Origin of the sequence: Winogradskyella sp. (assembly GCF_028282165.1) — a bacterium.
Classification (GTDB): Bacteria; Bacteroidota; Bacteroidia; order Flavobacteriales; family Flavobacteriaceae; genus Winogradskyella.
This window is the reverse complement of sequence record NZ_JANQIM010000010.1, coordinates 47,875-72,073: the sequence shown is the minus strand read 5'-3', so window position 1 is coordinate 72,073 and position 24,199 is coordinate 47,875. Positions and strand designations below refer to the sequence as shown.

At 36.6% G+C, this 24,199-nt stretch carries 20 protein-coding genes; 4 read left to right on the top strand and 16 right to left on the bottom strand.

Annotated elements, in window-relative coordinates; genetic code table 11:
* The first annotated feature begins 136 nt into the window (after window positions 1-136).
* The 3 genes from Q0972_RS04705 (at window position 137) to Q0972_RS04695 (ending at window position 6,243) form a co-directional block, all read left to right on the top strand.
* Entirely contained in the window at window positions 137-2,617 is a 2,481-nt protein-coding gene (locus tag Q0972_RS04705) for a M14 family metallopeptidase (RefSeq protein ID WP_299363253.1), read from the top strand.
* A gap of 84 nt (window positions 2,618-2,701) precedes the next feature.
* Window positions 2,702-5,524, top strand: a complete 2,823-nt coding sequence (locus tag Q0972_RS04700; RefSeq protein WP_299363250.1) for a pitrilysin family protein — start codon at window positions 2,702-2,704, stop codon at window positions 5,522-5,524.
* Window positions 5,525-5,556: 32 nt separating this feature from the next.
* On the top strand, window positions 5,557-6,243 hold the full coding sequence (locus Q0972_RS04695; RefSeq protein WP_299363247.1) for a hypothetical protein: 687 nt from the start codon (window positions 5,557-5,559) through the stop codon (window positions 6,241-6,243).
* Here Q0972_RS04695 and rimO read toward each other — a convergent pair.
* From rimO to Q0972_RS04615, 16 genes are all read right to left on the bottom strand, one after another.
* On the bottom strand, window positions 6,240-7,541 hold the full coding sequence (gene rimO / locus Q0972_RS04690) for a 30S ribosomal protein S12 methylthiotransferase RimO (RefSeq protein ID WP_299363245.1): 1,302 nt from the start codon (window positions 7,539-7,541) through the stop codon (window positions 6,240-6,242). The two genes, Q0972_RS04695 and rimO, sit on opposite strands and share 4 nt — an antisense overlap.
* A gap of 96 nt (window positions 7,542-7,637) precedes the next feature.
* Window positions 7,638-9,311, bottom strand: a complete 1,674-nt coding sequence (locus Q0972_RS04685; protein ID WP_299363242.1) for an amidase family protein — start codon at window positions 9,309-9,311, stop codon at window positions 7,638-7,640.
* A 121-nt stretch (window positions 9,312-9,432) separates the two neighbouring features.
* Window positions 9,433-10,449 (bottom strand): alpha/beta hydrolase, encoded by a 1,017-nt coding sequence (locus tag Q0972_RS04680; RefSeq protein WP_299363240.1) that lies wholly within the window; start codon window positions 10,447-10,449, stop codon window positions 9,433-9,435.
* Between the two features lie 91 nt (window positions 10,450-10,540).
* Window positions 10,541-11,398, bottom strand: coding sequence for an AraC family transcriptional regulator (locus Q0972_RS04675; protein WP_299363237.1), 858 nt, complete (start codon window positions 11,396-11,398; stop codon window positions 10,541-10,543).
* Window positions 11,399-11,676: 278 nt separating this feature from the next.
* A complete protein-coding gene (ftsY, locus tag Q0972_RS04670) occupies window positions 11,677-12,651 on the bottom strand; it encodes a signal recognition particle-docking protein FtsY (RefSeq protein WP_299363234.1) in 975 nt (324 codons plus the stop codon).
* A 255-nt stretch (window positions 12,652-12,906) separates the two neighbouring features.
* On the bottom strand, window positions 12,907-13,059 hold the full coding sequence (locus tag Q0972_RS04665; RefSeq protein ID WP_179351793.1) for a DUF4295 domain-containing protein: 153 nt from the start codon (window positions 13,057-13,059) through the stop codon (window positions 12,907-12,909).
* 7 nt (window positions 13,060-13,066) lie between these two features.
* Window positions 13,067-13,249, bottom strand: coding sequence for a 50S ribosomal protein L33 (gene rpmG / locus Q0972_RS04660; RefSeq protein ID WP_299363231.1), 183 nt, complete (start codon window positions 13,247-13,249; stop codon window positions 13,067-13,069).
* Between the two features lie 27 nt (window positions 13,250-13,276).
* A complete protein-coding gene (gene rpmB / locus Q0972_RS04655; RefSeq protein ID WP_299363229.1) occupies window positions 13,277-13,513 on the bottom strand; it encodes a 50S ribosomal protein L28 in 237 nt (78 codons plus the stop codon).
* 80 nt (window positions 13,514-13,593) lie between these two features.
* Window positions 13,594-14,841, bottom strand: a complete 1,248-nt coding sequence (locus tag Q0972_RS04650) for a competence/damage-inducible protein A (RefSeq protein ID WP_299363226.1) — start codon at window positions 14,839-14,841, stop codon at window positions 13,594-13,596.
* Window positions 14,842-15,183, bottom strand: coding sequence for an Hpt domain-containing protein (locus Q0972_RS04645; RefSeq protein ID WP_299363223.1), 342 nt, complete (start codon window positions 15,181-15,183; stop codon window positions 14,842-14,844).
* Entirely contained in the window at window positions 15,184-15,795 is a 612-nt protein-coding gene (locus Q0972_RS04640) for a fumarylacetoacetate hydrolase family protein (RefSeq protein WP_299363221.1), read from the bottom strand.
* A gap of 33 nt (window positions 15,796-15,828) precedes the next feature.
* On the bottom strand, window positions 15,829-16,605 hold the full coding sequence (locus Q0972_RS04635; RefSeq protein WP_299363219.1) for a 3'-5' exonuclease: 777 nt from the start codon (window positions 16,603-16,605) through the stop codon (window positions 15,829-15,831).
* Between the two features lie 194 nt (window positions 16,606-16,799).
* Complete coding sequence (locus Q0972_RS04630; RefSeq protein WP_299363217.1) at window positions 16,800-18,161, bottom strand: dihydrolipoamide acetyltransferase family protein; 1,362 nt, start codon at window positions 18,159-18,161, stop codon at window positions 16,800-16,802.
* Between the two features lie 80 nt (window positions 18,162-18,241).
* Window positions 18,242-19,345: a glycosyltransferase family 2 protein gene (locus Q0972_RS04625; protein WP_299363215.1), complete on the bottom strand. Its 1,104-nt coding sequence runs from the start codon at window positions 19,343-19,345 to the stop codon at window positions 18,242-18,244.
* Between the two features lie 7 nt (window positions 19,346-19,352).
* The gene (recR, locus tag Q0972_RS04620) at window positions 19,353-19,970 is read right to left on the bottom strand and encodes a recombination mediator RecR (RefSeq protein ID WP_299363213.1); all 618 of its coding nucleotides are present in this window, start codon (window positions 19,968-19,970) and stop codon (window positions 19,353-19,355) included.
* A gap of 83 nt (window positions 19,971-20,053) precedes the next feature.
* On the bottom strand, window positions 20,054-22,594 hold the full coding sequence (locus tag Q0972_RS04615; RefSeq protein WP_299363210.1) for a T9SS type A sorting domain-containing protein: 2,541 nt from the start codon (window positions 22,592-22,594) through the stop codon (window positions 20,054-20,056).
* A gap of 68 nt (window positions 22,595-22,662) precedes the next feature.
* On the opposite strand from Q0972_RS04615, the gene Q0972_RS04610 reads away from it, so the two are divergent.
* On the top strand, window positions 22,663-24,144 hold the full coding sequence (locus tag Q0972_RS04610) for a sodium:solute symporter (RefSeq protein WP_299363207.1): 1,482 nt from the start codon (window positions 22,663-22,665) through the stop codon (window positions 24,142-24,144).
* Window positions 24,145-24,199: the final 55 nt, after the last annotated feature.

Below are 24,199 nucleotides of genomic sequence, written 5' to 3'. Positions count from 1 at the left end.
ATAATTTAACGAATGTGTAAATATACATTAAGTGATTATTCTAATTCCTAATTTTTAGTTAATTCAAACTACAAGTGCCTTATTCTAAAAATCGCGCTTTATATTTACGAGTTTTGAAACAAATCCAACACCACCCATGCGCAATTTCTTGATCGTATTTTTTATTGCATCACATACTCTTTTTACTGTTACTTCGCAAAATATTCAAACACCAAGTGATTTTTTAGGTTACGATATTGGCACACAATTTAGCCGTAATCATGAGGTGATCGATTATTTTAAATCTGTAGCGGCAGCTGTTCCCAATCAAGTAAAATTAGAACAGTACGGTACAACTTACGAGCGTCGACCTTTGTATGTGGCCTATGTTTCTAGTGAGGAAAATATCAAAAATCTAGAAACTATAAGACGGAACAATCTAAAAAACACAGGTTTACTCGACGGAACGCCAAGTGCCACAGATATTGCCATCGTTTGGCTGAGCTACAATGTACATGGTAATGAAGCCTCTTGTACTGAAGCCGCCATGTTAACACTTTATAAACTTCTAACTGAAAGGAAAGACCTATTAAAAAACACTGTAGTAATTATTGACCCTAGTGTAAATCCCGATGGAAGAGATCGCTATGTCAACTGGTACAATAAAACAGCCAGCCAACCCTATGACATTGACCAACAAGCCCGCGAACATAACGAACCATGGCCTGGTGGCAGAGCTAACCACTATCTCTTTGATCTGAATAGAGATTGGGCCTGGGCAACACAAATTGAAAGCGCATCACGATTAAAAGTTTACAATAGATGGATGCCTCATATTCATGTGGATTTTCACGAGCAGGGACCAAATGAACCCTATTATTTTGCGCCAGCCGCAGAACCTTTTCATGAGGTTATAAATGATTGGCAAAGGGATTTTCAAACGCAAATTGGGAAAAACCATGCTAAGTACTTTGATGCTGAGGGCTGGTTGTTTTTTACCAGAGAACGCTTCGATTTATTTTACCCAAGTTATGGTGATACGTATCCCACCTATATGGGAGCCATTGGCATGACCTATGAACAAGGTGGGCATGGCATTGCTGGACTAGGAATTCTGAATGATGAAGGACATGTTCTCACTTTAGTGGAACGCTTAACGCATCACACGGTAACAAGTCTTTCTACGGTTGAAATGGCTTCAAAAAATGCCAAACAAATCAATACCGAGTTTGCCAAGTTCTTTGATAATTCAAACTTAAAATACAAGAGTTACGTCATAAAAGGCAATGCAGACCACTTAAATAGTCTTAAGACACTTCTGAATAAGCATGATATTACATACGAGAATGCTAACGGCTCTAGAGTTTCAGGCTATGATTATAACACAGGCCAGCAAGGAAGTATGACTGTTGATTCTAATACTTTAGTCGTTCATACGAGTCAGCCTAAGGGTAAAATGGTCAAAGTACTGTTTGAACCCAATGCCAAACTGACCGACTCTCTCACTTACGATATTACGGCTTGGTCAGTACCTTATGCCTATGGTTTAGAAGCAATAGCGAGTACTACAAAAGTTAGCAGTGATAAATTTTCAGAACAAAATACAACACAAGCTTTACAGAATGCCTATGGCTACGTCAGCAAATGGAATTCTATAGAAGACGCAAAATTTTTAGGAGACCTGCTACAACAGGATTTCAAAATTAGATTTACTGAAAAACCTTTTAGCTCAAATGGTTCAAAGTTTGAACGTGGCGCATTAATCATTACTAAAGGAGACAATAAACATATTGAAGATTTTGTTGGTAAGTTAAATAGTTTAGCCCAAAAACACGATCGATCCTTAATGCAGATTAATTCTGGTTTTTCACAAAATGTGCCAGATATTGGTTCGCCAGATGTTAAACTAATCAACAAACAAAAAGTTGCCGTACTCTCTGGAGAAGGTACTTCATCTTTGAGCTATGGTGCTATTTGGCATTTTTTCGAACAGCAATTGCATTATCCTTTAACCTCTCTAAATACTGATGATTTTGGTGGCATCAACCTTAGCAAATACAATATTCTAATCATACCAAGCGGCTATTATGGAAGTGTTTTGAACGAGAATAATATGAATAAACTCAAAGATTGGGTGCGTTCTGGAGGAAAGGTTATAGCTATAGATGACGCATTACGAAGTTTTGCTGGCAAGGATGGTTTTAGCTTAAAATTTAAGCCGTCGGAAAATGAAAATGATAGTGATAATCTTACACCATATGCCCAACGTGAACGCGAGTATACCAATAACCTTATTACTGGTGCCATTTTTAAAACCAAAGTAGACCATACACACCCTATGGCTTTCGGTTACGATAACTACTACTTTACATTAAAATTAGGAAGTTCGGCTTATAGCCTTTTAGATAGAGGTTATAATATTGCTTATTTAGACAATACTAAAGTTTATTCGGGTTTTGCAGGGAAAGATGCACTAAGTAACCTCAACAAAACGTTAGTATTTGGTGAAGAACGCATGGGAAGTGGAAGCTTTATCTATTTTGTCGATAATACTTTATTTAGAAGTTTTTGGGAAAATGGGAAACTGTTTTTAGTCAATTCTATTTTCTTAGTTAATAATAATGCTTATGAATTATAGTCCTCGATAGATCCTTACGGAAACGTCAAGATACTTGAACTGACGACTATAAAACATCAAACAATCATCTATCAAAAATAAATCATGAAATATTTTAGACTTTTAATTTTAAGTTTTTCAATTCTTTTTATAATCTCTGCTTGCCAGCAGAAAGAAAGTAAAGAAGAGGCAACAGAGTTTAAAGTAGAGTTTGAAAAATTTACTTTAGATAATGGCCTACAGGTAATTCTTCACATTGATAAATCTGATCCTGTGGTGGCCGTAGCATTAACAGCGCACGTCGGTTCTGCTAGGGAAAAAGAAGGTCGGACAGGATTTGCCCATTTGTTTGAGCATCTCTTATTCCTAGAATCCGAGAATCTTGGTAAAGGCGGTTTAGACCAAATGAGTGCGCGTATTGGTGGTTCTGGCGCCAATGGCTCGACAAGTCGAGACCGAACTAATTATTTTCAAACCGTACCAAAAGACGCATTGGAAAAAATGATTTGGGCAGAAGCAGATAAACTTGGTTTCTTCATCAATACGGTTACTGAACCTGTTTTGGCGAAAGAAAAACAAGTAGTTAAAAACGAAAAACGACAAGTTATAGACAATCAACCTTATGGTCATAATTCATATGTGATTAACACCAATTTATACCCCGAAGGCCATCCTTATAGTTGGGAAGTCATCGGTTCTCTGGAAGATGTACAAAATGCCACGTTAGATGATGTTAAAGAGTTTTTTAGACGTTGGTATGTTCCAAATAATGTGACTTTAACTATAGCCGGAGATATTGATGTTGAGCAAACCAAAACTTGGGTTAAAAAGTATTTTGATGAAATCCCAAGAGGCGAAGACATTCCAAAAATGGAAAAACAACCTGTGACCTTAAAATCCTCTAAGCGTTTATTTTATGAGGATAACTTTGCACGAGCACCAAGGTTAACAATGACATGGCCTACGGTATATCAATATCATCCAGATTCTTATCCATTGCGCGTATTATCCCAATACTTAACGCAAGGAAAAAAGGCACCATTATATAAGATTCTTATTGAAGACCAACAACTTACCAGTAACGTAAGCATGTATCAATGGTCTTCTGAAGTTACTGGTCAGTTGGCATTAAGTGTTACGGCATTTAATCAAACGGACTTAAATACGGTTGCCTCTGCAATAAAAGATGGACTGAAGGATTTTGAGTTGAATGGTATTTCCGAAAAAGACCTCAATCGAATCAAAGCAGGACAGGAAACCGATTTTTATCAAGGTCTGTCTAGCGTCTTAGGCAAAGGCTTTCAATTAGCACAATACGAAATTTTTGCTGGTGATCCTGGTTTTATTAATCAAGATGTAAAAAACATTTTAGCGGTGACACCAGAAGACGTGATGCGCGTTTACAATACCTACATTAAGGATAAGAATCATATTGCCACAAGTTTTGTTCCTAAAGGTCAAAAGAACTTGATATTAGACAATTCTCAGTTAGCAAGTGTTGTCGAAGAAAAAATTATTGATGGTGCTGAAGAGACTTTCGATGCTAGCATTGTTGCGACTTACGAAAGAACGCCAAGCAGGTTTGACAGAAGTATAGAACCCCCATACGGGGAAAGCCCAGAGTTAAATATTCCAAAAGTTTGGAAAAAAGAATTGGAGTCGGGTATTGCACTTTTAGGTATTGAAAATGATGAAGTCCCTCTAGTACAATTTGAAATACAAATTGACGGCGGGCTATTGTTTGAAAATAAGAATAAGATTGGTGTTTCTAATCTTTTAGCAGAACTCATAACTAGAGGCACTAAAAATAAGACACCTGAAGAACTTGAGAATGCTATTGAAAGTATCGGAGCAAGTATTTACGCTTATGCAACCAATGACAATATTACCATATCAGGAACTACACTTTCTAAACACTTTGACACTACGATGAAACTAGTGACAGAAATCTTGTTAGAACCTCGTTGGGATGAAAAAGAATTCGAACTTATAAAGCAAAGCACTATTAGTGGTATACGACGCAGCAAAGCCAATCCAAATCGCATTGCAGAAAATGAGTTTGCCAAATTATTATACAGCGATAATAACATCTTGGCCTTTAACAACAATGGAAGTGAGGAATCTGTAAACAGCATTGACTTGATAGATTTGAAAAAATATTACACTACTAATCTATCACCTACCTTAACTCATATGCATATTGTAGGTGCTATATCTGAAGCCCAAGTGGTTAAGGCATTAGAAAAAATCAACAATGAGTGGAAAATAAAAGAATTGGCAATTCCTGAATTACCTATTCCAAAGTATCCTGAAAAATCTACTTTATATTTTTATGATGTTCCTGGTGCTAAACAATCTGTTATCCGTTTTGGATATCCAGCACCTAAGGCTACAGATAAGGACTATTACCCAGCAACAGTTATGAACTACCGCTTGGGAGGTGGAGGTTTTGCTTCGCAACTTACACAAGAATTACGTGAAGGCAAAGGTTATACTTATGGCATTAGATCAAGATTCAATGGTACGGCCTATGAAGGCACCTTTACAATAAGCAGTGGCATACGTACCAATGTTACCTATGAAGCGACGAGCCTAGTAAAAAAAATCTTGGAAGACTATGGCAAAAATTATGATGAAAACGATTTAGAAGTCACAAAAGGTTTTACCATAAAAAGCACCGCTCGCGCATTTGAAACACTTGGTGCAAAACTCAATATGCTAAGCAATATCAGTAATTACGGTTTGACAGATAACTATGCTAAACAACGTGAAACCATTGTTAATAATATGACCCTTAATGACATTAAAACTTTAATTGAAAACTATATCAAACCTGACCAAATGATTTATCTCATCGTTGGAGATGCAGAAACACAATTAGAGAAACTTGAAGGTCTAGGACTTGGGAAACCAGTATTGTTGAATTAAGTTTTCTTTATACCTTGAATTCCATTAGCTAAATGCCTCAAACAGTAGTTGTTTCTTTCTTTAAATACCAAGGTAAGCGCAGAAAATGGAGCGCCTTAGCTCGTATGGGCAGGCCACCACTTATCAATGAAATAATACCAGGTTTAACATTTTGGAAAGCTTTAGGAAGTGGTAGTGGGAATGGATTTTCAATTTGGCCAGATTTTTCGACTTATGGATTGCTTACGGTCTTCGATTCCGAAACTGAAGCTAAAGATTTCTTAGCCTCAGATATTATGGGTTTATATATCGAAGAATGTATGAAACACACCCATGTGTTAATGCATACCATAAAAGCACACGGTCAATGGAGCAAACAAGAACCATTTGTAGCGACTAAGGTTTATGATAAATCCAAGCCCCTAGCAGTAATAACAAGAGCCACCATAAAGCCAAAGTTAGCTTATAGATTCTGGAAATACGTTCCCTCGGTTTCTAAATCTATGGATGGTTATGCTGGATTAATCTTTTCGAAAGGTATTGGAGAATGGCCACTCTTAATGCAGGCCACATTTTCACTTTGGAAAACTGGTGACGCTATGATGCAATACGCCTACCAAAACAAAAAACATACAGAAATGATTAAGAAAACCAGAGAATTAGGTTGGTATTCTGAAGAATTGTTCTCACGCTTTCATCCATTCGAATTGCAAGGAAATCTTATTGATTTTAAGCTTTAAACAACTTCTCCGTATAGATCGAAGTCTTCAGCCTCAATAATTTTAACTTTGGTAAACTCTCCTGTTTTTAAATAGGTTTGTGTAGCATTTATTAGGACTTCATTATCCACATCTGGTGAGTCAAATTCTGTACGTCCTATAAAGTAATTCCCTTCCTTTCGATCTATAACTACTTTGAATTCTTGTCCTATCTTAGCTTGGTTGAGTTCCCAAGAAATCTGTGATTGTATTTCCATAATTTCATTGGCACGTTGTAACTTCACTTCTTCCGGAACATCATCCTCTAAATTGTAAGCGTGGGTATTTTCTTCATGAGAATACGTAAAGCATCCCAAGCGCTCAAAACGCATGTGTTTGACCCATTCCTTGAGTATTTCAAAATCGGCTTCTGTTTCGCCTGGATAACCAACGATGAGTGTCGTTCTTATGGTCATTTCAGGTACTTTAGTCCTAAATGCTTTGAGCAACTTTGTGGTCTTTTCTTTAGTAGTCCCTCGGCGCATACTCTTAAGAATGGCATCGGATATGTGTTGCAGTGGAATATCTAAATAATTGCAAATTTTAGGTTCGCGCTTCATAATGTCCAAAACATCCATAGGAAAGCCTGTTGGGAATGCATAATGTAGACGAATCCATTCAATACCTTCAACCTTCACCAAATGCTCAAGCAATTCGGCTAGATTTCTTTTCTTGTATAGGTCTAACCCGTAATATGTTAAATCCTGAGCTATGAGAATAAGCTCCTTTACGCCATTGGCGGCTAGCTTTTCTGCTTCTGTTACTATATCTTCAATAGGCGTACTTTTATGCTTACCACGCATCAATGGGATAGCACAAAAACTACAAGGTCTGTCGCAACCTTCAGCGATCTTCAAATAGGCATAGTTCTTTGGCGTAGTTGTTAAGCGCTCTCCTATAAGCTCGTGCTTATAATCTGCACCCAATGCCTTTAACAAACTTGGTAATTCTGTAGTGCCAAAATATTTGTCAACGTTAGGGATCTCTTTTTCTAAATCGGGCTTATAGCGCTCACTTAAACACCCTGTTACAAATACCTTATCAACTTCGCCTTCCTCTTTTTTCTGCATATAATGCAAAATGGTATTGACACTTTCTTCTTTGGCATTATTTATAAAACCGCAAGTATTAATGACTACAACATTACCCTCTTCCTCATGGACCACATCTTTTCCGCTCGCCTTCAATTGACCCATCAACACTTCACTATCGTAAACATTTTTGCTGCAACCGAGTGTCACAACATTAATTCTATTCTTCTTGAGTGTTTTTGTACGCATGTCTTTATAAATCGGTTTGCAAAGATACATAACAAATTACGATTTACGATTTACGATTTACGATTTACGATTTACGAATTTGGAATTTGGAATTTGTTAATTATAATCTTTTGGGGCTACTCTCGCTCTTGAAGCTTGTTCATAGACATAAGCCCACTCTAATAATTGCTTTTCTTGAAGTCGCTTTGCAATAAAGGTCAACCCTTTAGGAACACCTTTATCGGTATAGCCCATAGGAACTGTTAGTGCAGGATACTCGGCTACTGCGGCAAAACCAGCATGTTGATTATTAATTGACAAGAAGCCATCTAAATGATGCGCCTCAAATGGTGTATCAAAATACTTTTTCCCATTTCTGCTTAGGGTATCCTTTATACGTTCTAAAAAGACAGCATCCCCTTTATCATCTACAATGCCCTGAAATAACTTTTGTCCATAAGGCATGGTTTTTAAAGAATCCTCCAAATTAAAAGCCATCATATCGGCAACTGTTCTTAAAGTAATGGATTTGTTTGCGTAATTTTCCATGTAAGCTGGCAAATCATTTTTCATGTCAAGATTGAGTAAATTCAGAAAATTTGGCAAGCCGAGTTGCTCTTCGTCAATCTCCACAATCTCTGCACCTTGTTGTTTTAATACTGTAATGGCTTTAGTAAATAAGGTGTCTTCCAACAATCGCTTTGGTGCACCGAATCGTTTACCTTGCAAGCTTGAATTCTTTAAATCCTTAGTGTAAAAGCCAGATTCCCACATGATCATAAACGCTTTAGAATCTGCCTGATCCTCTCCAAATATAGCATCTAAAACAATGGCATTATCTATTACTGTTCTTGTGATTGGACCAGCAGTATCTAAAGTTGAAGAAATCGGTACAATACCAGTTCGACTGACCAACCCAATAGTAGGTTTTAGGCCTACCACCGAATTCTGACTTGCTGGTGATAGTATTGACCCTGAGGTTTCACTACCTATAGTTGCTGCGGCAAAGTTGGCCGAAGCTGCTACGCCACTTCCCGAGCTCGATCCGCCTGTATCAATGATACGCCTTCCATAAGGGTTAAGGGTTTGTCCCCCAATAGCCGAATAGCCACTTGGACACTCGCCACAAAAGAAATAGGCCCACTCACTGAGATTAGCTTTACCTAGGATTAAAGCGCCTTTGGATTTGAGTTGTTTTACTATAAATGCATCGTCTGTAACATTGCTTTTTAAAGCCACCGCACCTGCAGTTGTAGCCATACCAGAAGCATTAATATTATCTTTTAGGAGAATTGGCATCCCTAAAATTGGATGTGTAAATTCCACATCTAACTTGTCTGCCTGATCAAGTGTTTTTGCTTCATTAATCACATTCGGATTGATTGAAATCACTGAATTTAGAGATAATTCGTTTTCGCGATCAAACTTACGGATTCGATATAAGTAAAATTTGGTCAATTCTTCATAACCAAAATTACCCTCCGAAATATGTTTTTGAAGTGTAGGAATATCTTGTTCGAGAATAAGTGGCTTTAAGCGTTTGTAATCGCCTTCCGTAAAGGCTGTCATTTGCGGATTGATCTCGGCCCAAATGTCTGCCTTAGTCAAATTTTTTGAGTCCAGCACTTTAAACTCCCTAAAATCCTTGGTTGAAATAGCACTTAAATTGTCTTTAGGCTTCGTAGTTTCAATAGTTTCTGATTCTGATATCGGTTCTCGTGCTTCTCTAGATTCAGAATCTTTACAAGAAAAAACAAGCAAAAAGGTAAAAAGGAATAAATAGTAGCGCATGGTTGGTATTTTTTATAAAAATACGAAATGCGATCAATTTCTATTTAAAAAACGAATCTACAAATTCGTATTTATTAAAGACTTTCAAGTCTTCTATACATTCGCATTTTTGGTATTTGTTTTATTTCATATACCTATCGAAGAAACCTACCATTCTTTCAGGATATATTCCGAAGTAATTATAGGCATCAAACCTTCGTGTAGTGCCTTCAATCCAGAACAGTTCTTTCTCCTCTGAGCCAATGGCATCAAATAATCGTTGGCCAGAAGCCGGATTATCCGTCCAACTATCATTCTTCACTTGTGATATAAAATACGGCATTTTTACTGCAGAACTGAATGGAATCGGTGTCATTTCTTCACTAGTGAATCCACCCAACTTAACCTGCTCATAGGTCATTAGGTCAAAATATTGCCCAACACCCGATAGGTTGGCAAAGGTTTGCATACAGGCGTCCATTTCAATGGTCATCGGACCAAAAAAGCAAACCACGTTTTCAAACAATTCAGGGCATCTGTAAATAGCTTCAATTTGTGCATTACCACCTGTACAACGGCTGTAAAGTGCTACTTTCATTTTGCTGTATTTCGGATGGTTATCCACGTATTGCTTTACACCTACACAATCTCTCCATTCGTAGCGCCCAATACCACAGATATTGTTGTTGGCAGTACCGCTATTCCCATGATTTCGTAAATCGTAAGCTATAATGTTATAGCCTGCTTTTGACAAATGCGACATGTGCGCCACAAAATCAACTTCTAAATCATCTACAGCCGAAAAGGGTTCGCCAAAATGACCTACTAAACCAGAGCGGCTGAATGGAAATGGATGATTGATGATGATTAACTTATCGCTTTCGCCCATAACGGCAGGTATGTACCAACCTTCTAACGGCACGCCATCGGCAGACTGGAAAAAGATGTCTTCCCAGGTGTTCATACCATGCTCCGATGGCAATTTGTGAACTGGTGTTCTAAATGGCGGACGCACCGAAAATTCCGCCAAGCCTCTTATAACGGCGTAATGCTCTTCTGAAATGATTTGTTGTTGTTCAAGTGCACGCTTGTAGGCTTGCTCGCCCATTCGGCTTTTTAAGGTATGGTCAATCGTGTCGGGAAATCGTGTTTGCTCCATGTTTTGATGTTGCTTTAGTTGCATAATACATCAAAGATAAAATACAAACCCCCTTTGGGACTTTAACTATTTACGGAATCAGTACCACTATTTACTGTTGACGAAATACGGAAGGTGTAATCCCTGTTTCTTTTTTAAAAAATCGGGTAAAATACGACGGTGATTCAAAACCTAAGGCGTAAGCAATTTCACTTATGGAATGGCTTGTTTTTCGCAATCTGTCTTTGGCAATATGCGCCAAGAATGTATTAATGTGCTTCTGAGGTGATTTATCTGTGAAATGCCTAATTAAATCCCCAAAATAATTAGTCGTAAGATTCGCTTTGTTGGCAAAATATTGAACCGATGGCAGTTTAGATTCGTTTTTAAGGTCGTAATAGTTTTCCAAATCCTTATAAAAATCTGAAACTACTTTGTTATATATGTTTTTACGCGTTTCAAATTGCCTTTTGTAAAACGAGTTCGTGTAAGATAAAATCAATGATGCGTAGGACAACAATACGTCTTGCGAAAAATTGTTTTTTGAATACAGATTATATGCTTTTTGAAACAAATCCAACAGTTCTGTTTCCTCTTCTTTGTTAAGAAAAAGTGCCTCGTGGTTTTTGTAATGCAGAAAAGAATATTCTTGAGCAAAACGCTTGAAGATTTTAGTATCCAATAAAATATGATAGCCCGAAAGTGGCTGGGTAATCTGCCATTCGAGCGTTTTTTGTGGTTGGCAAAAGTAAATGTATGAATCTGCTATATCGTACGTTGTTTGCCCAATGTCAAGGCTTTTGTCATAGCCACATTTTATTGCCAATAGATAAAAATCTATAGAAATAGGTTGCGATTGCAGGCGCATACTTTGGCAATCCTCGTACTTGGTAAAGTGTATATGATGATTTTTGGGTTGTTCTCCATTGAAGTAGGAAAGAAACTTTGGTATGTCGTACGTTTTTTCCATTTAGGTAAAAATAAGATATTCCGTTTAGCTGCGATATCTTTTTTTACGGATAGACTAGGACTTTTTACTTTTTTTACTAATCAGTGTTCACTTTAATACTATAAGCGCCATACTGATATCACAATCGGTCTTTATAAAGATAATACAAAGACCTCACAGGTTTTGTACTTAGACAACCTCAGCAAACAAACTTTAAGGTTTGACTATTTACGACTTATTGATGAGATGCTGAAACAATCCGGATAGCTATCGGGACAGTATGACAAAATGAAGTTTTATCATTTAAAAAACGAATCTACAAATTCGTATTTATTAAAGACTTGTAAATCCTCAATGCCCTCGCCTACACCAATATATTTTACAGGAATTTTAAATTGGTCGCTAATGCCAATAACGACACCTCCTTTTGCTGTACCATCTAATTTGGTAACTGCCAAAGACGTTACTTCCGTTGCTGCTGTAAATTGTTTGGCTTGCTCAAAGGCATTTTGTCCTGTAGAGCCGTCTAAAACCAATAATACATCATGAGGCGCATCGGCGATCACTTTTTGCATTACGCGCTTTACCTTGGTCAACTCGTTCATTAGATTCACCTTATTGTGTAAACGCCCTGCAGTATCAATGATAATAACATCTGCATCTTGATTAACACCAGATTGTAAGGTATCAAAAGCCACCGATGCAGGATCTGATCCCATATCTTGTTTTATCATGGGGACATCAACTCTGTCTGCCCAGACTTGTAACTGATCTATGGCAGCTGCTCTAAAGGTATCTGCTGCTCCTAATACGACTTTTAGTCCTTTCTTCTTAAACTGATAGGCTAACTTACCAATAGTTGTAGTCTTACCAACACCATTAACGCCAACAACCATAACGACATAAGGTGTTTTATTACCATTCTCTTGGTTGGGCAACTCTGGTATGGTATAGTCCGTATCTTCACCAACATTAGTTTCTGATAATAATCCGGCAATTTCCTCTCTTAAAATTTGATTAAGCTCTGAAGTACCTAAATACTTATCTCTTGCTACGCGTTCTTCTATACGCTCTATAACTTTGAGCGTGGTGTTAACTCCAACATCACTGGTAACCAAGACTTCCTCTAGATTATCTAAAACATCGTCGTCAACTTTAGATTTTCCGGCTACGGCTTTATTCAATTTAGTGAAAAAGGAGGATTTAGATTTCTCTAATCCTTTATCTAGGGTTTCTTTCTTTTCAGAAGAAAATATTTTTTTAAAAAAACTCATTCTATCGTTTAATCGTTTTTCGTTTGTTTGCTCTGCCTTGCGTTAGGGATTGAAGCGACATCCCCAGACTGTATCGTCTTGGATATAGCGAAAAGCCCGACCCTGATGTTTACCGTCAGGGTAACGCCCAAAACTATGAAACAACAACCTTGCCTTTAATGATTTACTGCTAAGTTGTCAGATTCGTTCAAATATAGCCATAAAAAAACTGCTTTCAAACGAAAGCAGTTTTACAAAACTTTATATTTTTAAAGCTTATTTCTTACTTAAAAAGTCATTGACAAATTCTGGCGCCATTACTGATTCTACGAACATGTAAGCACCAGTTTTTGGTGATTTCACCATTTTAATAGCTTTTGTCAAACGCTTTGATCCTGTCTGTAAAGACGCTACTGATTTCTTTGCCATGATTTAATTATTTTATCTCTTTGTGAACTGTCATACGCTTAAGGATAGGATTAAACTTTTTAATCTCCATACGACCTGGCGTATTCTTCTTATTTTTTGTTGTAATATATCTTGAAGTTCCTGGCATACCAGAAGCTTTGTGCTCTGTGCACTCTAAGATAACTTGTATTCTATTTCCTTTTTTTGCCATTGTAAATTGACTTTAGCCCGCAAGCTATTATTTGTAAAACCCTTTTTCTCTAGCTTCCTTTAAAGCTGCAGTAATACCAATTTTGTTGATTGTTTTTAATGCAGATGTAGAAACTTTTAATGTTACCCACTTATCTTCTTCAGGAATGTAAAAACGCTTTTTAATTAAGTTAGCATTAAACTTGCGCTTCGTTTTATTCATCGCGTGGGAAACATTGTTTCCGACCATCGCTTTTTTCCCAGTAAGTTCACAAACTCTAGACATTGTACTCTTTCTTTAAGGTGTGTTAATTTTTAACAGGGTGCAAATTTAGTAAATAATTAAAGTTTGACAAAACTAAAATCCTACTTTTTCAAAATTTCTTTTTGTAGCATTTCGAAAGCCTTATTGGTAGCTTTCATAATCACCTTATCGCGATGGTTCCCGAAATTAAAGACTTCAGAATACACGTTATGTTCATTGGCTATGGCGATCCAAACTGTACCTACTTCTGCGTCGGAGTCGCCTTTTGATGGTCCGGCATTTCCAGTAGTACTTATCCCATAATCCGTATTGAATAATACCCTAACCTTAGATGCCATAGCTTCGGCAACTTCTTTACTGACTACGGAATGTGCTTCAATGTCTTTTTTAGAAACACCTAAAGTATTAACTTTTGATGCTGTGGCATAAGTTACGATGCTTCCATTAAAGTATTTTGAAGCACCTGCATTAGTTGTTATGGCTTTAGCTATTTGTCCTCCAGTACAACTTTCGGCGACAGCTACAGTTTTACCAAGTGCTATTAGTTGCTTACCAATAATGGCTTCTAACGAAGCGTCCTCTTCAAAACCAACAAATATGTCTTCGATCTGAGGTAATACTAATTGTATTTGTTTTTTTAGTTCGGTCTCCAATAAATTCTTGTCCATAGATTTACCCGACAAGCGTAACCTAACCTTACCTAAATTGGGTAAATAGGCTAACTTTATGAAACTTGGTAAAGCATCTTCCCAAGCTTCAATTCTATTGGCTATGGCACTCTCTCCAAGACCATAAGTAAGCAATGTTTTATGCTTTATGTATGGAAAATGATATTTTTTTCTTAATTCTGGAAGGACTTCATTTGTAATGAGTGCTTTCATTTCGTAAGGTACACCTGGTAATGACACAAATACTTTTCCGTTTTTTTCCAACCACATACCTGGAGCTGTCCCAAACTGGTTCATAAGCACTTTTGATTTTGACGGCACCAATGCTTGTCTACGGTTGAGATCTGAAATTGGCGTACTGATATAGGTTGAAAACAAATACTCTACATGAGCTAGGACGTCTTTGTTTTCGACTAAGATGTCATCAAAATAGTCGCAGAGTGTTATTTTTGTGATATCATCTTTTGTAGGTCCCAATCCTCCAGTAATGATAATAATATCTGCATTTCCCTCCGCCTCTTCAAGTGCTTTAAGGATATGCTCTTTATCGTCTTGTACCGAGGTAATTTGATAAACAGAAATACCTACCTTATTGAACTCTCTGGCTAGAAATGCCGAGTTAGTATCTACAATTTGCCCAATGAGAATTTCATCGCCAATTGTTATTATTTCTGCTTGCATTTATAATCCGAAATCGGCTTTTATTTCATTGGTAGCGTTTTCTACTGCTATCAAAACTTTTTCGAGTTGAGTTTCTATATTTTTATCCTCTTGCTCATATTTTCCCCAATCTTGTACTTCGATGAGTTCGTCATAAACCCCCAAATCGAATAATTCTATGGTGGGCTTCATTTTGTGTGCCGCTTGATAGGTCTCATAAAAGTCTTTTTCTGGTACGGCTTTTCTTAAGCGCTCTGCATCTTCTGGGACTTCTTCTATAAAAGCTGCTGCTAATGCCATAACGAAATCTTCGTCATTATCGGCCATCTCACGTACCCGATCTAGTTTATAATGTTTTGCCATTTATCTAATTTTAATTGAAAACAGTTCTTGGCCCTCAATATATCCTTTTAATTCGTCGTTTGCAAAAACCTTACCAACACCAGATGGTGTGCCTGTAAAAATAATATCTCCTATTTTTAAAGTGAAATACTTTGAGACATATTCGATAAGTTCATCAATCTTCCAAAGCATTAATGCTGTATTACCAGATTGTACCACCTCATTATTTTTCTTAAGGCTAAAGTTGATGTGGTTAACATCTTCAAATTGTGATTTGGGCAGCCAATTCCCCACAACTGCAGCACCATCAAATGCTTTAGCCTTTTCCCAAGGGAGTCCTTTTGACTTTAACTCTGCCTGAAGGTCTCTCGCTGTAAAGTCGATACCTAGACCTATCTCGTCGTAATATTTATGTGCAAATTTCTTATCAATATATTTCCCAACTTTTTTGATTTTCACCAAAACCTCAACTTCATGATGTACGTTATCAGAGAACTCCGGAATAAAAAAAGGCATCTTTTTTAATAGAATAGAAGTGTCTGGCTTTAAGAACACCACAGGATCTTTCGGCTTTTCATTTTCAAGTTCTTTGATATGATCTGTATAATTACGACCTATGCAGATAAGTTTCATATAAAAAGGCTGTTAGGGATACGCTTTATATATTTAGCCCAATTTATTATTAAACTGACGTAACTTAATAGCAGTTAACACTTTTTTAGTATATAAAGGGAAATCAGCATTAAGCAACCAACCAAAATAACCTGGTTCTTGCTCCAAGACATCCACTACACGTTTACCCTTATGTTTACCAAAAGAAAAGCATTCTTCGCCATCTTTATTGTAGGATAGAAAGCCTGCGAAGTCAGCAAACTTTTTTCGTGAACTGAAATCCGCCAAGAATTTAGTATCATTTTGCAGTTCATCATATTTGGACAATTGTGCTTTTAACACCTCATAAGTAGCAATAGTATCTGCTTCAGCACTATGGGCATCATCAAGGTTTTTATCGCAATAGAATTTGTACGCAGCACTTAAAGTACGTTGTTCCATTTTATGAAAAATTGTCTGTACATCTATTGCGACTCTGTTTTTCATATCAAAATCAACCTCTGCTCTCAACATTTCCTCTGCCAACAGTGGAATGTCAAAGCGGTTAGAATTAAAACCTCCTAAATCTGAATCTTTAATTAAATGATGTACCTCTTTTGAAATTTCCTTGAACGTTGGTGCATCTGCAACATCAGCATCTGAAATTCCATGAACTTTAGTTACCTCTGGCGGAATAGGAATAGTAGGGTTAACACGTTTGGTATAGGTTTCTTCTTTTCCGTTAGGATGCACTTTCAGAATAGAGATCTCCACAATTCTATCCTTGGAAATATTAATTCCCGTAGTTTCTAAATCGAAAAAACAAATGGGCTTATTTAAGTTGAGTTGCATATGGATGTCATTCCTGCATAGGCAGGAATCTTATTAATTTAACTTTTTAAGATTTTTGTGGATTCCTGCCTATGCAGGAATGACAAACCTTAGTTTGATTTGCAAAGGTAACTAGAATTAAATGATTTTTGTGTGTGAAAATAAAAAAGACATAGCGATTTACCATGTCTTTTTCACTATTCTATATACTAAAATTAAATCTCTCTATCGGAATCCCAAGCTTCTAAATAGTCTTTTACAGCTTTAACAAATTGTCCACCAAGAGCACCGTTTACCACTCTATGGTCATAAGAATGAGACATAAACATTTTATAACGTATGCCTATAAAATCGCCACCAGGTGTTTCTATAACCGCTGGCACTTTCCTAATGGCACCTAAAGCTAAAATACCTACTTGAGGTTGATTGATAATTGGCGTACCCATAATACTACCAAATGTACCAACGTTAGTAACTGTGTATGTACCTCCTTGGATATCGTCAGGATTTAATTTATTTTCCCTAGCCCTACTTGCTAAATCGTTTACCTTTTTGGCCATACCCAAAAGGTTTAGCTGATCGGCATCCTTAATCACCGGTACTATTAGATTACCATCTGAAAGTGCAGCTGCCATACCCAAATTGATATGCTTCTTTTTAATGATATTATCACCTTGTACAGAAATGTTCATCATTGGATAATCGCGTAAGGCTTTGGCAACGGCCTCCATAAAAATTGGAGTGAATGTTAAGTTTTCCCCTTCTCGCTGTTTAAAGGCATTTTTATGCTTATTTCTCCAGTTCCATATGTTTGTTACATCTGCTTCTATAAAAGACTGTACATGAGCAGAGGTCTGTACGGAATCAATCATATGCTTAGAAATGAGTTTCCCCATTCTAGTCATTTCAATAATTTCATCATCACCAGAAGCTACTACAGGAGTCGGAGCTGGTTTTTCCTTAGGTTTTGGGACTTCTACTTTCGTCTCAACGACTTGAGGCGCAACAGTTTCCTTAATTTCAATAGGTTCAGGTTCAGGTTTCGGTTTAGAAACTGGTGCAGAACTGCGAGATTGCAAGTAATTCTTAATGTCATTTTTAGTGACACGACCATCTTTACCTGTACCAGGAATGGTATCCAATTCAGATTGAGAAATACCTTCTTGCTTGGCAATATTTTTAACCAATGGAGAATAAAATCGATCACCAGAAGATATAACTGGTTCAACCGATGCTTTAGCAGCAACTACCGTTTGGGCTACTTCGGCTACAGCTTTTGGCGCTTCTACTACAACTGGCTCTGAAGCTGGTGCTCCGCTTTCACTTGCATCATCACCTTCAATTTTAATAATAGCTATGGTTTGGCCAACCTGTACTACATCGTCAACCTCGAATAATTTTTCGACTAGAATACCGTCGACTTCACTTGGTACTTCACTATCCACTTTATCGGTCGCAATTTCCAAAACTGCTTCGTCTGCTTCTATAGTTTCACCAACATCTTTAAGCCAAGAGGTAATTGTTGCCTCTGCAACACTCTCTCCCATTTTAGGTAACTTAAGTTCAAAATTTGCCATATCGTTAATTTGAAGGTCTTTATTAGCTAATTGAGTGCAAAATTAATAAAAAATAGCATTTTTTATTGTCTTTTTTTCATTTAAAAATCAAGCTTTATGACTTCACCTTTGCTCACATTACTATCACTTCCAAGGATAAAATTACTATTTTTTAGTAATATTCGATAGCTATTTTCCTTTGTACCATTTCGGTGCCTCATATAGTCAATTAACGTTTTATAATCTATATAGTCCAGGTCAAAAACAATTTGAGCATGATCAGGTATAGTCTCTAGATCTTTAGTAAATGTTATAGGTCGCTTTAGTTTTGATTTTAAACTTTTGAATACTGAATTAGACACTACTACGCTATTGGTAGTAGCAATAGGTATCATTTTTTTCGATTTTCCTCTTTTTGAAGCTATTTTTAAACCCAATTTTACTATTGCCGTTACGATAGAATTACTTGCAAAATGTTTTCTGTAAAAAATTTCCATAGCACCGTAAAATCGTTTTGCATAGGTTTTATCTTTAAGGGTACTTTCGCCTTTAAAATGAATTATGGTCGTCTGTCCAAAATAATAATTTGAGTATCCTAACTTTAGAATTTTATACGATAAATCAATATCTTCTCCATACATAAAATAATCCTCATCAAACCCCCCCACCAGATTATAGACCGATCGTTTTAAAACCATAAAAGCACCAACCAAAACATCTGTTTTACCAACTTCATTTGGGCTTAATGTATTTGTGTAATAGTTGTTTGTTTTACCTATTAACTTTTGAAATGCCACTTTGGGTGTTGGTACTTGGCGTTTACTTTCTGGTAGAAAATTCCCTGTACCATCAATTAGTTGACAACCCAAAACGCCAAGTTTGGATTGGGTTTCTGCAAACTGAAGTACTTTCTCAAATGTATCCTCAGCTACAACTGTATCTGGATTGAGTATACATAAAAATTCTCCTTGTGCCTTGGCGACTCCAATATTATTACCTTTTGAAAAACCATAGTTTTCAGAATTCTCTATAAGCTTTACAGAAGGAAATAAGCGCTTAACCATTTCGCAACTTTGGTCTAAGGATTTATTATCAACAACAATAATCTCTGCTTCAATATCCTTAATTGCAGCTTTGACACTTCTTAAACAAAGTTCTAAAAAGTATCGTACGTTGTAATTGAGTATAATAACCGATAGCTTCAAGACAAGCTTATGATTTTAAAGATGTTTCAAATGGGATTCTGTCAATTATGCTTCTACCCAATGTAATTTCATCTGTATATTCTAATTCATTTCCAGCGGCTACACCTCTAGCTATAGTTGAAGTTGTGACATTATAACCTTGAATCTGTCTAAAAATATAGAAATTAGTGGTATCGCCTTCCATCGTAGGACTCATGGCAAAAATAAGTTCTTTTACTAAGCCAGATTTTACTTTTTCAACTAAAGAATCAATATTCAAATCTTGAGGTCCAATCCCATCTATTGGTGAAATTTTCCCACCTAAAACATGGTATAATCCTTTAAATGAACCTGTACTTTCTATGGCCATAACATCTCTTATATCCTCAACTACGCAAATCAATGTACTATCGCGATTAGGATTTTCGCAAATTTCACAAATTTCCTTGTCACTAATGTTATGGCAAGATTTACAAAAATTAATTTCTGCTCTAACATTAGAAAGAGCTTCGGACAATTGAAATGTTTGATATTCTGGTTGCCTCAATAAATGCAGTACTAGACGTAATGCGGTTCGTTTACCAATTCCAGGTAATTGCGCCATTTCATTAACAGCATTTTCTAAAAGTTTTGAAGAAAATTCCATAAATGCGAAGTTACTGATTTAAGAACAAAAAAGCCCAACTGCGCTTAATTTACAGTCGGGCTTATTTTATTTTAAATCGATTCTTATTCCAAAATCAGTTTCTTGGTTATTTCTCCATTAGCAGTATTCAATTTCACAAAATACAATCCTGAATTGAAAGAAGAGACATCAACCTTGAGTCCGTTAAATAAATTGACTTTCTTGCCATAGAATATTATTTTTCCTTGAGCATTAAATATTCTTATGCTAACATCATCGGATTTATTCCATTTAAGGTTAATTTCATTTGTTGCAGGATTAGGATAAACTGAAAGATCCTCAAATTTAAAATCATTAACACTCAATGGTTCTTCGTACAAATCCGATCGCCACAAACCTCTTCCATAAGTAGCTGCATAAATCTTATTGTCTGCAGTATTAATCTCTAACTCATTAATTCTTACATTAGGTAGACCATTATTAAATGGCACCCAAGTAGTACCAAGATCATTATCGGTATAATAAACACCATAGTTCATACCAACATATAAGCCATCCTTACCGTTGTCTTGCCAAGTCAGAGCCTGGGCTGAAAAATTTGGCAAATCCCATGGTATCGGTGCCCAAGTGACACCATTATTTGTAGTTACATAAACTTTCTGGCTATTTGTTGTTGCTATAGCTACTTTAGCAGGGTCTGTCGGATGAACAGCAATGTAATTGATCCAGCCTCCATTTAAGTTTAGTGAAGATAACACCCAAGTGTTACCACCATCAATCGAGAACCTAAATTGCCCATTAACAGCAAAATACATGAATTGATTATCTGATGGGGCAACCTTAAAATGATCAATATTAGCGGATACATTTGGAGAGATAGAAGACCAAATAATGCCACCATCCAATGACTTATAAACTTCATCAAAGGCTACATAAATTGTATTCTGAACTATAGGGTCTTGCTCAAAAGGCACTACCCAGTTCCAATTATTTTGCCCACCTTTTCCATCTGGTTGATTAAGAATTAAATAATTGCTTCCAGGTAAATCATATTGGGTCCTATATAAAGTCCCAAATTGTGAAGTCCCATACATTAGCACAGGATTATTTTTATCTACAAACCCTTCCATTCCATCTGCACCAAGCCAATCTGTCCAATTGCCATCTTCCCTGAGTGCAGAAGTACCATTATCTTGAGAACCACCAGTAACAATAACCGGATCTGTTTGGCTAATACCAATTCTATAAAATTGTCTGATACCCATCCCAGGAGTTAAATCTGTATAATAGTTAGAAGTAACATTTGTTGGATTTTCAGTTTTAAAGATACCTCCATCAGTACCTAAATAAAGTTGTGCTTCTGAACCTGAACCTACAAACTTCATGATATCTACATCCGCATGACAATAGCCTATGTTTAGATTAGATGCATTACCAGGAACCCATTGGGATGTAATACTAAACGTAGTGCCACCATTAGTAGACCTCCATGTATTAATACCAGCTATATGCACATCATTGGCATCATTTGGATTCACCGTGATATCCATATCTCTTGGCGCTTGGCCCAATGCGTCATTTCCATTGGTATCATATCCAAAGAAATTCTTTCCTCCGTGATCTAGTTTAGTAAATGAACTTCCGCTATTAGATGATACATATAGAGCCCCGAAAAGGTTACCTGCGGCCTCTACCACATAAACCACATCTGGATTATTGGCCGATACACCTATCATCTTTACACCAGAGCTAAACTGATCTCCACCAGTTCCACTAATCTGCGTAAAGCTCAATCCATCATTAGTAGAAATATAAAATGCACTTCCTGAGGCATAAACCGTACTTGGATCCCCTGGTTTAAACTCAAAATCATAACCTGTAATTGTAGATATAAAATAAATAGAGTTCCATGTAAGCCCACCATCCACGGACTTGTACAAGCCGCTTCCTTGGGCACTTGCATACATTTTTAAGGGATTTGTGGGGTGTACTAATATCTTATTGACTATACCTCCAGGTAAATTACTGTGCAAATTCCATGTGGAACCACCATTAGTAGATTTAAAAATTGCACCTCCCGTAGATCCCCAATAATAGGTCATGTTATTACTAGGATCCATTGTCAATGCATAAACATCTATGTTTGAAAGATTATCAGTAAGTACCGTCCAAGTAGATCCTCCATCGGTACTTTTCCATACACCACCTGTTTCGCTTCCTGCAATGATATGATCTTGGTTACCCTCTTCTACTGCTAAGGATGTTATCCGCCCCACTCCAGGATTCCATCCAGACGTTGCATCCCAATATGTTGGTCCCATATCCTCCCAAGTACCAACCTGAGTTTTAGAAGCTAGGCCTTCACTATTGATTCTTGCATTGTAATTCTCAAGCTCATTATAATAAAATTCAGGTAATTTTAGCATGCCAGACTCATCCATCGCACGCTCTGCAAAATATTGCCAACGCTTAAATGGCTTGTAACCTGTTCCTCGTCCTCTCCCTATGGAATCAAAATGACTTTCAGCAACATCAACGATGTGCTGTACAGTGTGGGTTCCTTCAGCTATTAATTGCCTATAATCTTGACTTGAAGCACTAAAGGCAAATAATACAAAAACCAAAAATGAAGTAATCTTTTTCATAAATAAGTAACTTTTTTTCCCAAATGTACTATTTTTCATGAAACTTTTGCAAAATCAGAATACACTACATGAATTCCCTTTCCATCTTACTTCTTATAACAGGATATTTTAGTCTACTTATTATCATCTCCTACCTTACCAGTAAGGACGATAGTAATGATGTATTTTTTAAAGCCAAGCGACAATCACCTTGGTACGTTGTGGCATTTGGCATGGTTGGGGCATCGCTGTCTGGTGTTACCTTTATATCTGTACCAGGTTGGATTGATGGCTCTCAGTTTAGTTATTTTCAGGTTGTACTCGGTTATATGATCGGATATGTTGTGGTTGCTTTTGTTTTAATGCCAATATATTATCAATCAAACATTACTTCTATCTATGAATATTTAGAAAAACGTTTTGGTGTTGTAAGCCATAAAACTGGAGCTTTTTTCTTCTTTATATCAAGGGTTCTAGGAGCTGCTTTTAGATTGTTTTTAGTTGCCATTGTGCTACAAAGGTTTGTTTTTGATGCATGGGATATTCCTTTTGAAATAACTGTTATTATTTCAATTTTACTGATATGGATCTATACTAACAAAGGTGGTATAAAAACTATTGTATGGACAGATACTTTGCAAACCTTATTTATGATACTTGCGGTCATTCTCTCAATATACTTTATAAACAAAAATATGGGTTGGAGCTTTAGTGAGTTTTTGATCTCTGACGAGTTAAAGGAATATAGCAAAATTTGGGTGACCGACAGTTTTTTAGAAAGGAGTTACTTTTTAAAATCATTCTTGGGCGGAGTATTTATTACAATCTGTATGACAGGGCTAGACCAAGATATGATGCAGAAGAACCTAACGTGCAAAAGCTTAGGTGATGCCCAAAAAAATATGATTTCATTTAGTATAGTTCTAGTAGTAGTTACTTTCTTGTTTATGTTACTGGGCGCACTGCTATTTATCTATGCCAAAAAACATCATATTGAAGTTCCATTAATGGATGGCAGCCCTAAAACAGATTTGCTATTTCCAGAAATAGCTTTAAACAGCGGGCTTGGCATTACACTGGCCATCACATTTATGCTAGGCCTTATTGCTGCCGCTTACAGTAGTGCAGATAGTGCACTTACCTCTTTGACAACTTCATTCTGTGTAGATTTTCTAAGTATTGAAAAAAAACCTCAGGAGCGTCAAAAAAGAATCCGCAAGAACACTCATATTGCCATGAGTATCGTACTGGTTATAACTATTATAATTTTTAAACACATTTTAAGCAGAAATGTTATTGATAGCTTATTGACAGTGGCCAGTTATACGTACGGCCCTCTTCTGGGTTTATTTGCTTTTGGTATATTTACCAAACACCAACTCAGAGACAAATACGTCTGGATTATTGCTGTTATTGCTGTTATTTTAACATCTATCATAGGAAATATTCCTCCCGAAAATTTAGGCGGCTATGTAGTTGGCTATGAGTTATTACCGCTCAATGGCTTAATTACTTTCTTGGGGCTTTTATGTATTAAAAAATCAAATAAGCACCAGAAGTTACCGCTTTAATTATAAATCTTTAGGTCACGGCCGACGATTATAATCGTGTTGATTTATCGTTAAA